Origin of the sequence: Bradyrhizobium aeschynomenes (assembly GCF_013178945.1) — a bacterium.
Taxonomy (GTDB): Bacteria; Pseudomonadota; Alphaproteobacteria; order Rhizobiales; family Xanthobacteraceae; genus Bradyrhizobium; species Bradyrhizobium aeschynomenes.
In genome coordinates this window covers 61197-74805 of the sequence record NZ_JABFDM010000016.1, presented here as the reverse complement: position 1 = coordinate 74805, position 13609 = coordinate 61197, and the positions used below count along the sequence as shown (strand labels likewise).

General features: G+C 65.0%; 15 protein-coding genes. 5 read left to right on the top strand and 10 right to left on the bottom strand.

Annotated features, from left to right (window positions below):
• The first annotated feature begins 1359 nt into the window (after positions 1 to 1359).
• A complete protein-coding gene (locus tag HL666_RS31005) occupies positions 1360 to 1827 on the top strand; it encodes a hypothetical protein (RefSeq protein WP_172185332.1) in 468 nt (155 codons plus the stop codon).
• Positions 1828 to 1925: 98 nt separating this feature from the next.
• On the opposite strand, the gene HL666_RS31000 is transcribed toward HL666_RS31005, so the two are convergent.
• The 3 genes from HL666_RS31000 to HL666_RS30990 form a co-directional block, all read right to left on the bottom strand.
• The gene (locus HL666_RS31000) at positions 1926 to 2312 is read right to left on the bottom strand and encodes a DUF302 domain-containing protein (RefSeq protein WP_172114748.1); all 387 of its coding nucleotides are present in this window, start codon (positions 2310 to 2312) and stop codon (positions 1926 to 1928) included.
• A 302-nt stretch (positions 2313 to 2614) separates the two neighbouring features.
• Positions 2615 to 3037, bottom strand: coding sequence for a hypothetical protein (locus HL666_RS30995; RefSeq protein WP_172114751.1), 423 nt, complete (start codon positions 3035 to 3037; stop codon positions 2615 to 2617).
• A 114-nt stretch (positions 3038 to 3151) separates the two neighbouring features.
• On the bottom strand, positions 3152 to 4231 hold the full coding sequence (locus HL666_RS30990; protein WP_172114753.1) for an endonuclease/exonuclease/phosphatase family protein: 1080 nt from the start codon (positions 4229 to 4231) through the stop codon (positions 3152 to 3154).
• A 320-nt stretch (positions 4232 to 4551) separates the two neighbouring features.
• On the opposite strand from HL666_RS30990, the gene HL666_RS30985 reads away from it, so the two are divergent.
• Complete coding sequence (locus tag HL666_RS30985; RefSeq protein ID WP_246739365.1) at positions 4552 to 5505, top strand: right-handed parallel beta-helix repeat-containing protein; 954 nt, start codon at positions 4552 to 4554, stop codon at positions 5503 to 5505.
• 118 nt (positions 5506 to 5623) lie between these two features.
• Here HL666_RS30985 and HL666_RS30980 read toward each other — a convergent pair whose 3' ends face one another.
• Positions 5624 to 6268, bottom strand: coding sequence for a glutathione S-transferase family protein (locus HL666_RS30980; protein WP_172114755.1), 645 nt, complete (start codon positions 6266 to 6268; stop codon positions 5624 to 5626).
• Positions 6269 to 6355: 87 nt separating this feature from the next.
• Between HL666_RS30980 and HL666_RS30975 the strand changes: the two genes are divergently transcribed.
• The gene (locus HL666_RS30975; RefSeq protein WP_172185330.1) at positions 6356 to 7339 is read left to right on the top strand and encodes a helix-turn-helix transcriptional regulator; all 984 of its coding nucleotides are present in this window, start codon (positions 6356 to 6358) and stop codon (positions 7337 to 7339) included.
• A gap of 241 nt (positions 7340 to 7580) precedes the next feature.
• On the opposite strand, the gene HL666_RS30970 is transcribed toward HL666_RS30975, so the two are convergent.
• The 6 genes from HL666_RS30970 to HL666_RS30945 form a co-directional block, all read right to left on the bottom strand.
• Positions 7581 to 8078 carry a TPM domain-containing protein gene (locus HL666_RS30970; RefSeq protein ID WP_172114759.1) on the bottom strand — a complete coding sequence of 166 codons (498 nt, stop codon included), beginning with the start codon at positions 8076 to 8078 and terminating at the stop codon, positions 7581 to 7583.
• A gap of 11 nt (positions 8079 to 8089) precedes the next feature.
• On the bottom strand, positions 8090 to 8986 hold the full coding sequence (locus HL666_RS30965) for a TPM domain-containing protein (protein ID WP_172185328.1): 897 nt from the start codon (positions 8984 to 8986) through the stop codon (positions 8090 to 8092).
• A gap of 15 nt (positions 8987 to 9001) precedes the next feature.
• Complete coding sequence (locus HL666_RS30960) at positions 9002 to 9613, bottom strand: LemA family protein (RefSeq protein ID WP_172114763.1); 612 nt, start codon at positions 9611 to 9613, stop codon at positions 9002 to 9004.
• A gap of 157 nt (positions 9614 to 9770) precedes the next feature.
• Positions 9771 to 10598 carry a sterol desaturase family protein gene (locus HL666_RS30955; RefSeq protein WP_172185326.1) on the bottom strand — a complete coding sequence of 276 codons (828 nt, stop codon included), beginning with the start codon at positions 10596 to 10598 and terminating at the stop codon, positions 9771 to 9773.
• Positions 10599 to 10656: 58 nt separating this feature from the next.
• A complete protein-coding gene (locus tag HL666_RS30950) occupies positions 10657 to 10983 on the bottom strand; it encodes a hypothetical protein (protein WP_172185324.1) in 327 nt (108 codons plus the stop codon).
• Positions 10984 to 11067: 84 nt separating this feature from the next.
• A complete protein-coding gene (locus HL666_RS30945; protein ID WP_172114800.1) occupies positions 11068 to 11331 on the bottom strand; it encodes a hypothetical protein in 264 nt (87 codons plus the stop codon).
• A gap of 210 nt (positions 11332 to 11541) precedes the next feature.
• On the opposite strand from HL666_RS30945, the gene HL666_RS30940 reads away from it, so the two are divergent.
• Together HL666_RS30940 and HL666_RS30935 are read left to right on the top strand one after the other, a co-directional pair.
• Complete coding sequence (locus tag HL666_RS30940; RefSeq protein ID WP_172114770.1) at positions 11542 to 12249, top strand: response regulator; 708 nt, start codon at positions 11542 to 11544, stop codon at positions 12247 to 12249.
• A 3-nt stretch (positions 12250 to 12252) separates the two neighbouring features.
• Positions 12253 to 13605: a sensor histidine kinase gene (locus HL666_RS30935; protein WP_172185322.1), complete on the top strand. Its 1353-nt coding sequence runs from the start codon at positions 12253 to 12255 to the stop codon at positions 13603 to 13605.
• Positions 13606 to 13609: the final 4 nt, after the last annotated feature.

Genomic DNA, 13609 nt, shown 5'->3' with positions numbered 1-13609 from the left:
TGGCCGTCTCCGGCTTGACCTTGTCCGATTTGGTCTTGTCGGACTTGACCAGATCGAGCCGCTTCGGCTCGGGCTTGGTCGCCTCGGGCTTGGCCACCTCGAGCTTGGCGGACTCGGCCGGTGCCGGCTCGACCTTGACGGCCTCCGCCTTGATCTCCTCGACCTTGGCAGGCTCGACGTTGGTCTCCGCCTTCGGCTCGGAGGTGGACTCGGCCTTGACGGCGTCAGCGGCGACCAGCTCGGGCTTGGCCTGCGGCGTCACCGCTGAAACGTCGGTGGTCAAAGCCTTCACGTCGGCAGCCTGACGGTCCGCCGTGGGCGCCTCGTGATCGGGCGAGATCATCGCCTGCGCGGCCGGAGCGATCGCCGGCACGGCGGCATCGGCAACGTCGGGGGACGCAGCGGTCCTCAGCGCCGGCTCAGCGCTGGCCACGCCAGGACTTGCAATGCCGAGGCTGGCTGTGCCGAGGCTTGCAGTGCCAAGACTGGTCTGTTCGGCCTTTTGCTCGCTCACGATCAAGTCTCCAGATGACGTTCAGCCCTTGGTAACCTTAGTTAGCGTTTGATTGATTGCCAAAATCTTACTTTTGAAGGGCTTACCTGAGTTTTAGGGATTCATCCGGGGCGGATTTGCGCCGACAAAGTGGAGCAGGTGTGGCAGGCGGTGCCCGAATAATCATCGTTAACCGGCCGCCCTGTCAGGACACAGCAGGCTGCGCTCCCGCGGCACGTCTTCGCGCCCGAGCTCTCGGCAGCGTTCTCCCTCCTCAGATCGGAGGGCGCAGGGAAGACCGAGCCTCGGCTGAGGCCCGTGGCCCCCGTGCGGAAAAAATGCACGGGGCAGGAACCACAGGTTCAGCCGGAACGACCCGGCCTTCCCTGCGCGATGGGCTTACGGCTGCTTCGTAGTCTCCCCGGTGCGCCGGGCTTTCTGGTCACCGTCATCCGCACGAGGCGAAGCCTGCATGCGAACTTGGCATCGGCATCGGGATGCCAGGACCCTACGACTTGACCGTCCGTACCGCGCTTGCTCGCCGGCCCGCTTGCGCAGAGCCCCAAGCCCGATACGGCCACCGCTCCCCGCTGCTACGCCTCGTGACGATCGGCCGAAACGTCCCTCTTCATCGCAGGCGGGATGGCCGGGATCATCGTCGTGATTTGCCCGACGACACAAGTCGGCAAGCGTGCGACAAACTGGCTCGACGGGCAGTTGGCGCATGGTGGGATTGCGGGAATTGCCCGTCGGGTGAGTGGGAGTGAGGGCAGGTTGAACGTTCGTCGCGTTTCACGCACTGTCACTACAATATCTCGTAGCCTGCGCCCCCGTGCGCTCGTCGCATAGAACATGACGTGCTTACCATGACTGCCATGCGGACCTTCTCGTCGATAGCGACTGCCGTGACCGTCGCGGCATCAATGGCAATGGTGGTGTCGACCAGCGCACTCGGGACATGCAAGACGACGCTACGCGGAGAGCTGGTGCGCTCGCCAGAAGATGAGGCTCGCCGGGAATATCGAGTCTCGCCTTCGAAGTTCCTGTTTTTCTCGCTCGACGAGACCGTACAGAGAAGCGGATCAAGCCGTGAGGAACGATTTCAATACTTCGTGGTCCCCAACACGAGAACGACCTTCCCGATTCCGTTTTCCCTCGACATCGACTCTCCAAGAGACTGTCCAAGCAAGCTCAACTTGACCGTACAAGGCGACGACAACCCGGACTTCTTCAACGTTATCAGACAAGGAAATATTGCCCCGCTATTTCTCGGCATGAAGACGATCCGCCTCGACAACTACGAAACGATACCTGTTGGCGGACCGACCTTCTGAATGCGGTCCGTAAACGCTGATCACGCGACTGGCGAAGTGCACGATTGCGCGGTGCCGGTGCTCCAATCGATTGCTGCCCGCGGCCCGCCGAAGAACACCTAGATCGCGGCAACCGCGTCGGCGAGCAGATCCCGTACCTGCCCCGCAACACGGATGAGTTCAGTGTTCTCGATCGCCTGCATCGAGGCCACCGGATCGATGGCACTGACCTCAACGCCGCCCTCAACCTCCCGCAGGATGACGTTGCAGGGAAGCATCGCGCCCACCCGTGGTTCGATTCCGATTGCCTGATGCGCCATCTTTGGGTTGCACGCGCCAAGAATTCGGTACCCTTTCATCTCGACATCGAGCTTCTTTTTCATCGTCGCCTTGACGTCGATCTCGGTCAGGACGCCAAAGCCATGGTCCGCAAGCGCCTTTCGCGCACGGGCATCGACGTCGTCGATGCCCGCCTCGGAGATCATCCGATTGATTGTGTAGCTCATGGCTCATCCGCTTCCAGGTTGGAGGGGGTGCTTTCGCGATCCCGACGCGACGTCTCTTTGAGCGCTGATCTTCAAGACCTGCTCTTGCGGACCACTTGCACGTCGGCCGCCAAAGAGATGACCTCACACGGCAACATCGAAGGCCATCAGTCTCGAACTCCTCGATCGCCTTCTCGGTTCCAACACCACTGTTCTCTCTATAAGGGCACAAGCATAATGAGAGAAATCAAGAACGACCCTCGGAGCAAGCTTGGCAAGCTTGCCTCCGTCGCAAGTTGGACGATCGCCTCGCCGATGTCTGATCATCTTCCTGCGCCAGCAACTCCCCGAGATGAACGGCTTCCATGGCGCCCGGCCCCCCGCCGCTGGCCATCAAGAACCCCCTCCTTTGTGAGCCGTCGAGCCATTTCGGCAACGGCGACATAGGTCTTCGAACCTCGCAGCTCCTTATGACCTCTCATGATTGCCACGGTCGGCTGCTTGCGAGCGGAAATGACCTTCCACATGGCGCGAAGGATGGAGTTGTCGTGAAGTGCCTCCATCATTCCGGCATCCCTGGTTTTGGGTGCCGCGCGACCGTTCTGCACGAAATAGACATAGGTCAGGAAATCGGGAATCCGGAGATGACTCCCGGGATCTGCGACATCGAAGCCGCGCATGAGTTCTTGTGACTCATAGACGTGCGATCGAATCGGTTGAAAGGGCAGGTCCTCGTCAACGTTCATGGCCGATCCCCCTTGTCTGAGACTCGCCTTGTCTGAGACTCATCTGCGAAAGCTGCGCTTCACTCCAAGTTCGGCCTCGATCCCGGCTCGACTTCACCCTTCGCCAGCTCGCCGTCAAACGTCCAGATCAACCCAGATGGCGGCGTGGTCGGAAGCCGCCAGCTTCCAATTATCGATGCCCTTGAAAGGATGCTCCTTGCCGCCCGTGAGCTCTTCAAGCTTCCACATGCCGCGGCGCTCCAACCCTGCATCCACGACATGTTGCCGCAGGGCTTCCGAAACGAAGAGATAGTCGATCGTGTTATACTGGCGGTCCGCGCCGTAGTAGTATGTCCAGCGATCGTCCAGCGGACGATCGACCAGATCGAAGCAATTGTGGAGGTTTGGCGTTCTGATCAGTGGAGCCAGCGGCTTGCTGTCGGGCTCATCGTTGAGATCACCGGCTACGACGACCAGATCTTTCTTGAGATTGTATCGGGTTTGCAGAATGCGCGACACCTCGGCGGCCTGGCGTCTGCGCTTGGCGTCCGATTCCTGCTTGTTGCGATCTTTCGCCTTGAAGTGATTCACGAGGACATGGAGTCTTCTGTCCTTCTTGAGTCGAAGCTCGACCTCGAGGCAGTCGCGCGAGAAGATGGTCCCGATCTTGTCGCGAGCGAATATGTTCGTGCGAGCAGAGAGGATCGGCACAGTCTTGACGGCGCCGAGAGCGATGTCGATACCACGGGGGTCGTTTCCATCGATGACGATGCGGTCGCTAAAGCGCGAGTCGATGATATCCGTGTTGAATCTCTTCAGAGTATCGGCACTCTCGACCTCGACAAGGCATTGAACATCAGCAGCGACTTCCTTGATCACCTTGCCGGTAAACTTGATCTGCTCCTCCGAAAAGCGTTCCCGTTGAAGATCAACGAAGCCGTCCCAATCGGTCCGGCCATTCGCCAGAAGTTTACTGTCGGCGCTGAACAGGAAGCGCCCTGCCGTCGACGATCGAATATTGATGGAGATGTACTTCTTTACGTCGGCGTGCAACTTCTCGATCCGGCTCTTCTCGCCGGCATAGCTCTTCAGCTCCAGGAGCCCAGTCAGCTCCGCGATCTGAGCAAGAATTCCCGCGGCGTAGTCATTGTCCTTCATGTTCAGGACAGCCGGACGCGAAAACAGATTCTCCACATTATAGGAGGCAACCCGCATGAAATTCTCCGAATCCAAATCTGGATGAGCAATACGAACAAGGAAAGCGGCAATAATCCTTAGATTGCATAATCGGACATCACAATCAACGAAACCAGGAGCGGGCAAAACGCCGCGGACGCGACGTCGCGTCCCAGGAGTCGGCGTCCTGGGGGGCCGACTCAGAAGCTCGCTCCGCGAGTTACGCCGCCGAATGAGGGCTCAATTTGGCGGAAGAGGCAGAGGTGCGCATCGCGTGATGGATGCCATCTTGCCGGCGTCCTGTGAACTCTCAACGTCTTGGCGCCGGTTGTCGATCGCAAAATGTGCCGTCTCTCCTCATGGATTTCAATGAACGCTCTGGTTGCTTTCATAGACTAATACTCTGTGTTCGGACTATTTTTTCATCACCAGAATTTCTAGGGGAGCGCTCCATGCGAAAGCTCGTTTCTTCGATCGGATTTTTGTGCGTTGCAATGTTGATGCTTGCCTCGTCAGGCGCGCAGGCGCAGGCGACGCGAACCTGGGTGTCCGGGGTCGGCGACGACGTCAACCCGTGTAGCCGGACGGCGCCATGCAAGACCTTCGCCGGCGCGATCTCGAAGACCGCCGCCGGCGGCGAGATCGATGTGCTCGATCCCGGCGGCTTCGGCGCCGTGACGATCACCAAATCGATTACCATCGACGGCGGGGGGACCATGGCCTCGGTCCTGGCGTCGGCGACCAACGGCATCAACGTGAATGCCGGCGCCAACGACGTCATCATCCTGCGCAATCTGAGCATCAACGGCGCCGGCACGACCCTCGGCATCAACGGCGTCAATTTCCTCGCCGGCCGAAAGCTCGTCATTGAGAACTGTACGATCGAGAACTTCTCACAGAGTGCAGTCTCGGTCGCGCCGTCAGGTGCGGCGCAGGTGGTGATCGCCGACTCCTCGCTGAAGGCGTCCGCCTTCGGCGTCACCGTCTCGACCGCGAATTCGGCGAGCGCGATCAGCGTGCTCGTCTCGAACACGAGGACCATCGTAAATGGCAATGCCGGGATATCCGCGACGGTCCCGGCCGGAAAGCCGGGGATGGGCGTCTTTCTCGACCGGCTGGTCTCCGAGTTCAACAACACCGGGGTTCTGGCAAGCGGCAGCGGCGCCATCGTGACGTTGGGAAATTCCGTCATCCAGGGCAATTCCAACGGCGTCGTCCAGACCGGCGGTGGCTCCGTCTCGTCCTTCAAGAACAACGCGATCAGCAACAACGGCGTCGACGGCACGCCGCTCGCGGGGATCAGCCTGAACTAGCGACGCCGCTGCGGGAAGCACGAGGTTTGGCGATCCCAGCCTGCCAGACGATGTGCAATCGCTTCGGCGAGGTCCCGCTGCCGGCGGGACCTCGCTCGATTCCAGCGATGGCCGGCGCTCAGACGCCGGCGGCGGCCGCGTGCTGGGCGGCCATCTCGGCATCCGCGGCCGTGACGCGCTGGAACGCCGGACGCTGGGTGATGCGCTCGGCGTAGCGCACGAACACGTCCTTGCGCGGCACCACGCCGAACATCATGGTCCAGTTGAAGGCGACGCCCCACAGCACGTCGGCGGCGGTCATGCGCTCACCGAGGAGATACGGCCCCTTGGCGAGCTGCTGCTCCAGCGCCCCCAGCATCGTGTCGTAGTCGGCATAGGGCGACTGCGTGACCGGCGCCGGCTCGCGCTTCATGAAATGGTCGATCACGGCCGGCTCGAACGAGGCGCCGTAATAGGCGATCCAGCGCAAATAGGGACCGCGCAGGACGTCGTCGAGTGCCGGCGTCAGCCCCGCCTGCGGAAACAGATCGGCGAGATAGATGAAGATCGCGACCTGCTCGGTCACGATCTGGCCGCGATGTCCGATCGTCGGCACCTTGCCGAGCGGATTGACGGCCAGGAACTCCGGCTTGCGCTGCTCGCCGGCCTTCATGTTGAGGACATGCAGATCGTAGGGCGCGCCGAGCTCTTCGAGCAGGACGCGTGTGCCGGCGGCGCGGGTCTGCGGTGAATAATACAGCGTGATCTTGTCGTCGGCGGTCATGATGGTCTCCTCCCATTGCCGGCTGCGGTGGCGGGCTTGTCGCACACCATACCTGACAAGGCGTGTCAGGTATGTTTAAACAACGGCATGCGCGCCAGTCGTCTGCTCTCCATCCTCACGACCCTCCAGGCCAAGGGACAGGTCACCGCGCCCGAGCTCGCGGATGCCTGCGAGGTCTCGGTGCGCACGATCTATCGCGACATCGACGCGCTCTCCGCCGCCGGAATCCCAGTCTATGCCGAGCGCGGCGCCGAGGGTGGGTTCCGCCTGCTCGACGGCTATCGCGTCCGGCTCAACGGGCTGTCGCCGGCGGAGACCGATGCGCTGTTCATGGCGGGCCTGCCCGGCCCCGCCGCCGCGCTCGGGCTCGATGGCGCGATGAGCGCGGCGCAGAGCAAGCTCGTCGCGGCGCTGCCGCCGAGCCATCGCGCCAATGCCGGCCGGATGCAGGCGCGGTTTCATCTCGATGCGCCCGGCTGGTTCGGCGAGGCCGAGGAGCCGGTGCATCTGCGCGCCATCGCCGATGCGCTGCTCGCCGACCGCCAGATCGACATCCGCTATCAGACTTGGCGCGCCGAGAAGCGCCGTCGCGTCGCGCCGCTCGGCCTCGTGCTCAAGGGCGGCAGCTGGTATCTCGCAGGAGGGGTCGAACGCAGCGTGCGCACCTATCGGGTCGCACGCATTCTCGATTGCGCGGTGTCCACCGAGAGCTTCGCGCGGCCGGCCGATTTCGATCTCGCCGCCTATTGGCGTGCCGCGACGGAGCGGCTCGAGGCAGAGATGCATCCGAACGCAGCGACCGTGCGCCTGTCGCCGCGCGGCGTGAAGCTGCTGGAGGTGTGGAGCCAGCCTTATGTGCGGGCCCGCACGCGGCTCGCCGACGACGCCGATGCCGATGGCTGGCGCATCGCGACGATCCCGACCGGCACGACGCTATGGCACGCGGCCGGCGAGCTGCTGCGCTTCGGCCCGGAGGTCGAGGTGATCGATCCGCCGGAGCTGCGGGCGAAGATGGCGGAGCTGGCGGCGGCGATGGCGAAGCGCTACGGCGGCTCTGCGGAGAGAATGTGAGTGGCCGACCAGGACTCTCTCCGCGCGTCATTCCGGGGCGGCGCGCAGCGACGAGCCCGGAATCCACAATCCGGAGCGGTGTTGGGACGAAGAAGAGCGCCACGGCGATCCCGCGCCTCACCATATCTCGTGGCTATGGATTCCGGGCTCGCGCGTGCCCCGCGCCCCGGAATGACGTGGTGAGGGCGTGGGGTTACTCACGCGCAGCCGGGGTGAGCGAACGCGGGAGGGCTGAGACGAGCTACATCACCACTGGCGCGTCGGGCAGCTCGTTGGTCTCGCCGGCGTGCGGCGGATAATGCTTGGCGAGCTCACGCGACACCGCGGCGATGCCTAGCATCACGCCCTGCTCGAATCGCCCGGCGCGGAACTCGGCCTCCATCGCTCGGCAGATCGTCTCCCAGCCGGCGGCACCGACGCGCTCATGGATGCCGCGGTCGGCGATGATCTCGACGTCGCGGTCGGCGAGCAGCAGATAGATCAGAACGCCGTTGTTGTGGGCGGTGTCCCAGATCCGCAGTTGCGAGAACACGTCGAGCGCGCGCTCGCGCGGCGGCTGGTTGCGCCACAGCGGCCGGCCGTCGAGCGCGCCTTCGACGACGAAGCGAAGCTGGCCGGCATGGACCCGCTCGCTGTCCTTGATCGCCTGCTCGATCCTCGCCAGTACATCCGGCGTGAAGATGCGCGTGAGCTGCCAATGATGATGCAGCAGATGCCGGCCGATCCGTGTGATGCTCATGTGCGTTCGCCTCACCAGCTGCCCGAGGCGCCGCCGCCGCCGAAGCTGCCGCCGCCTCCTGAGAAGCCACCGCTGCTCGAACTCCCGCTGCTCCAGCCTCCCGACGAAGAGCCGCTCGACCAGCCGCCGCGGCGGCCGCTCCCCGGCCCCGCCATCGAGGCGAAGCTGTCGGCAATGAAGGCGATGACGAAGCCTGCGATCGCCGACAGCGCCACCAGCCCCGCCGATCCCACCAGCACCCAGGCGATCACGCCCATCGCGCCGCCGGTCGCGAGCGAACCGAGCAGACGGCCGAGCAGCGTCCGCAGGATGCCGCCGATCACCAGCGCGCCGAACAGCGCCACCGGCGCAAACGAGGTGATGGAGTCCATATCGAGGTCGGTGCCGTGCGAAGCCTGCGGCTGCGGCACCGGCAGAGCCTCGCCATTGATCACGCCGATCATGCGATCGACGCCGGCATCGATGCCGCCGGCGAAATCGCCGGAGCGGAATTTCGGCGCGATGACCTCGTCGATGATGCGGCGCGCGGTGGCGTCGGTGAGGCTGCCTTCCAGGCCGTAGCCGACCTCGATGCGCAGCTTGCGGTCGTTCTTGGCGATCACCAGCAGCGCGCCGTCGTCGACCTTCCTGCGGCCGATCTTCCAGGCCTCGGCGACGCGGATCGAGAACTGCTCGATCGTCTCGGGCTGCGTGGTCGGCACGATCAGCACCGCGACCTGGCTGCCCTTGCGGGTCTCCAGGTCCTTGAGCTTCTGGGTGAGACGCGCGACGTCCGACGAGGACAGCGTCCCGGTCTGGTCGACGACGCGGCCCGTCAGCTGCGGAACTGCGACATCGGCCAGCACGATCGTCGCGAGGCAGACGAGCAGCGTCGCAAGCAGCGCCTTGACGGCTGAGCGCGCGCGCAAGATCGGAAGCTCCGGCTATTTGGAGGGCGCAGGCGACGGCGCGTTGAAGTCGACTTTCGGCGCGACCGAGATTTCGCGCTCGTTCTCGACGGTGAAGTTGGCCTTCTCCTTGTAGCCGAACGCCATGGCCGTGAGGTTGTTCGGAAAGGTGCGGATGCCGACGTTGTACTCCTGCACCGACTTGATGTAGCGGTTGCGCGCCACCGTGATACGGTTTTCGGTGCCTTCGAGCTGGGACATCAGGTCGCGGAACAGCGCATCCGATTTCAGCTGCGGATAGTTCTCGGTGACGACCAGGAGTCGCGACAGCGCGCCAGTCAGCTCGCTCTGCGCGGCCTGGAACTTCTGCAGCGCGGCGGGATCGTTGACGACGTCGGGCGTGGCCTGCACGCTGCCGACCTTGGCGCGGGCGTTGGTGACGCCGAGCAGCACATCCTTCTCCTGCTGCGCAAACCCCTTCACGCTGTTGACGAGGTTGGGCACCAGATCGGCGCGGCGCTGATACTGGTTGACGACCTCGGACCAGGCCGCCTTGACCTGCTCGTCATTGGTCTGGATCGCGTTGTAGCCGCAATTGGTCAGGCTCAGCGTCATGAGCGCCGCCAGCACGGTCAGCAATCTCCGCATCGCAATCTCCCCCATCATCGGCCGCNCGGTCAGCAATCTCCGCATCGCAATCTCCCCCATCATCGGCCGCCGCGCGGGAACATTGTCCGGGCGCGGCATTGCCTGCGCAGGATCAGATAGTCGACATCGCGGCAAAATGAAAGGTGGACGGCCTCAGTTACGGCGGCCCGAACAACAGCCGCAGCTTGCGCCGGACACCGGGCGCCCGCCAGGCATCCCCTGCGAGCGCGATCCATTCGCCGAACACGATGCGGAACGGATTGTTGGTGGGCAAGCGGCCGCGGAGGCCGAACTGCAGCGGTTCGTCGCGAGGCGCTTCGGCGAAGGTCCCGAACATCAGGTCGAACACGATCAGCACGGAGCCGTAGTTGCGGTCGAGGCAGCTGTCGTTGACGGCGTGATGCGTGCGATGATGGCGCGGCGTGTTCAGCACCCATTCCAGTGGACCGAGATGGACGGGGGCGCCGGTGTGCAGGAAGAACTGGTAGAGCAGGCCCAGTCCGAGCAGCAGCATGATCGCCAGCGGATGAAAGCCGATCCAGGCGAGCGGCACGAAGAACAGGAAGGCGCCGGTCAGTTGCCCGGTCCAGCCGAGCCGGATGCCCGCCGAGAGATTGAAACGCGTCGCCGAATGATGCACCGCATGCGTGGCCCATAGCCAGCGGATCCGGTGAGAGGCGCGGTGGAACCAGTAGTAGCAGAACTCGACCGCGATGAAGAGCACGGTCCAGCTCCAGACGGAATCGAGCGGGATCTCGAACAGCCGGTGCTGATAGGCGAAGACCAACGGAAACGCCGCCACACCGCTGGTCGATGCCTTGGCGATGACGTTGCCGATCGCCACGCCGAACGACGCCAGCGTCTCAGCCGGATCGTAGATGTCCTCATGGTCGGCCAGCCGTCCGTAGATCAGCTCGAGGCCGATGAAGGCGATGGCGAGGAGCAATGGCCAGCCGGCGGCATGGTCGTCGAGAACGGCGCGCATGGTCGGCGTACTCCTGCACGATGATACTGGTCTCGTTGAAGGCCTGATGGCCGGGCGCCTACAGCCTGGTACGCGATTGCGGCGCGGGTCGCAGCGCGGCGCCGGCAGCCGTCAGAGCGTCGCTCGCGGCTTGCATCGCGCCGGCGCAGGTGTCGCTGAGCTGATCGGATTGGGCAGCGAGACAGCGCACGATGCGGCCCCCTCCCGGCCGGACGGTGGCACACAGCCGCCTCTGGTCGGCATGGCAGGCTGCGATGGCGGCCCGGACGTCAGGCCGCTGCAACGCCGGGCCGACGTCGATACCGCCGGCGCGCGCCAGGGAGGCTGCAAAGGCGAGCGTGGTCGCGAGCGCGCTCGCCAGCGACAGGCGATGGATCTTGCGCATGAGGTCTCCATTGGGTGCTCGAGAGCCGCGGACGATTTGCGCCCGCCCGGCCCCGCGGGAGGTGCGGAGCCGGTGTCGATCGCGTCAGCGCGTGACGGTGCTGCTGCGGCTGACGGTGCCGCCATACGGACCCGTCGTCGTTCCGGTGTGGGTACAGCTGCCGCCGGCGCAGGTCGTCTGACCGCTGTTGGTGACGACGCCACCGCGCGGGCCGGTGAAACTGCGGCTATGGCTGCAGCTGCCGCCGCCACAGCCGCCCGAGCCGGAGGACGACCAGGTGCCGCCGCGCGGGCCGACGCCGCCGCCGCTGCGGGTCCAGGCCTGGGCGCTGGACGCCCCCAGCGCCATCACCATCGCGGCGATCGCCGCGGCCGCAATCGGGGTCCGAACTGAACTCATCTGTCTCTCCTGTTACTTCGACACCGCCTCATGGCGTGAGGAGAGCCTCGCCGATCAACTTTGCCGGCGGATTGCAGGAAAGAGCGGCCATGTAACGTTTTGTAACGGTCCCTGAGGCAGGGTTGCCCGATCACGCGAGGTGTTCTTAAAACGACCGGCATGGACCAGCGCCCCCATCTCCTGATCATCGAGGACGACATCGAGATCCGCAGCCTGCTGCGCGACCATCTGGCGCGCGAAGGCTTCCGCGTCGATGTCGGCGACGGCGGCGCGGCGCTCGACCGCTTCCGCAATACCTTCGGCGATCCCGACCTCGTCGTGCTCGACATCATGCTGCCCGGAGAGGATGGCCTGTCGATCTGCAGGCGGCTGCGCGCGGCCTCACGCGTGCCGATCCTGATGCTCACCGCCAAGGGCGACGAGATCGACCGCATCGTCGGGCTCGAGATGGGCGCCGACGACTATCTGCCGAAGCCGTTCAGCCCGCGCGAGCTGGTGGCGCGCATCCGCGCCATCCTGCGCCGCGCCGAGCCCGCGCCGCTGGAGACTCGCCGCTTCCTCGTCAACGCCAAGCTCACGGTCGATCTGGACAAGCGCGAGATCGCGCATGCGGAGGACGGACCGCTGCCGCTCACCAGCGCCGAATTCGAGCTGCTCGGCTGCTTCCTGGTCAGGCCTAACCGCGTGCTGTCGCGCGATCAGTTGATGGACTGGACCCGCGGCCGGCAGGCCGATCCGCTCGACCGCACCATCGACGTGCAGGTCAGCCGGCTGCGCAAGAAGATCGAGCGTGACGGCGAGGACGAACTGATCAAGACCGTGCGCAGCGCCGGCTACATCTTCACCGGTTCGGTCAAGGAGCTGTAAGCCGTGCTCGGACGCCTCGGCTTCGCCGGCCGGCTGATGGCGATCGTGCTGTTCGCGCTGATCGCGCTGTGGGCGGTCGGTCTCGGCTGGCTGTTCCTCAGCGAGTCGCGCGAGGAGATTTTCAGGCGGCTGTTTCCGCTGCCCGAGCAGGTCAGCGCCATCGTCGAGCTGATCGAAAACGCAGGGTCCGCGGAGCGCCCGCTCATCCTCAAGGCTGCCAGCAGCGAGCGGCTGCGCGTCACGCTGACCCAGGAGCGCCCCGAGGCGTCAGCGGAGACGATGCGCCGGCCGCTCGCCGAGCAGTTCCTGAAATTGTATCTGCAAGCGCTGCGGCCCCGCGACGTCATTGTGCTGCGGTCGCGTGCCGGGCTGCCGCGCTGGCGCGACTGGCACCTTGGCGACTATTGGCGCAACGCCAGCCGCTCGGTGCGCTTTGCGGTGTCGCTGCGCGACCACGACTATGTCGTGTTCGAAGCCAGTGGCGCCGCCGGCCCGCGCCTGTTCGGGCTGCCGCCCGGCTTCGGCGTCGGCCTGCTCGGCGCGCTGATCGGCATGGCCGCAGTGATCGCGATCGCGCGCGAGGCGCGGCCGCTGCGCCAGCTCAGCCGCTCGCTCGGCCAGTTCAGCAGTGATGCCACCGCGGTGCATGTGAAGCCGGCGGGCGCACCGGAGATCCGCAACCTGATATCGGCGGTGAACGACATGCAGACGCGCATCTCCGAGCTGGTGCGCGGCCGCACGCTGCTGCTTGGAGCGGTGTCACACGACCTCAAGACCTACATCACCCGGCTGCGGCTTCGCGTCGAGCGCCTGCCGGAGCAGGAGCAGCGCGACAAGGCGGCCGGCGATCTCGACGAGATGACCCGCCTGCTCGAGGACGCACTGGCGGTCTCGCGCGGCGGCTTTGCCGCCATCCAGCGCCAGCCACTCGATCTCACGGCGATGCTCATGGAGATCGTGGACGACCGGCGGCAGAGCGGCGCGCAGATCAGCGCCGAGCTCGGCCGCGCGCCGCTGACCGTCCTCGGCGAGCCAACCGCGCTGCGACGCCTGTTCATCAACCTGATCGAGAACGCGTTGCGCTTCGCCACGCGCTGCACCGTGCGGGTGCTGCCGGACAAGTCCGCCGTGATCGCGATCGACGACGATGGTCCGGGCATTCCGCCCGACGCGCGCAACGCGGTGTTCGAGCCGTTCTTCCGGCTGGAGAACTCCCGCAGCCGCAGCACCGGCGGCAGCGGGCTCGGCCTCGCCATCGTCAAGCAGATCGCCGACGCCCATGGCGCCAGCCTCGATCTGTCGACCTCACCGGAAGGCGGCCTGCGGGTGCGCGTCGCGTTTCCGCAGGCCTCCTAGACCA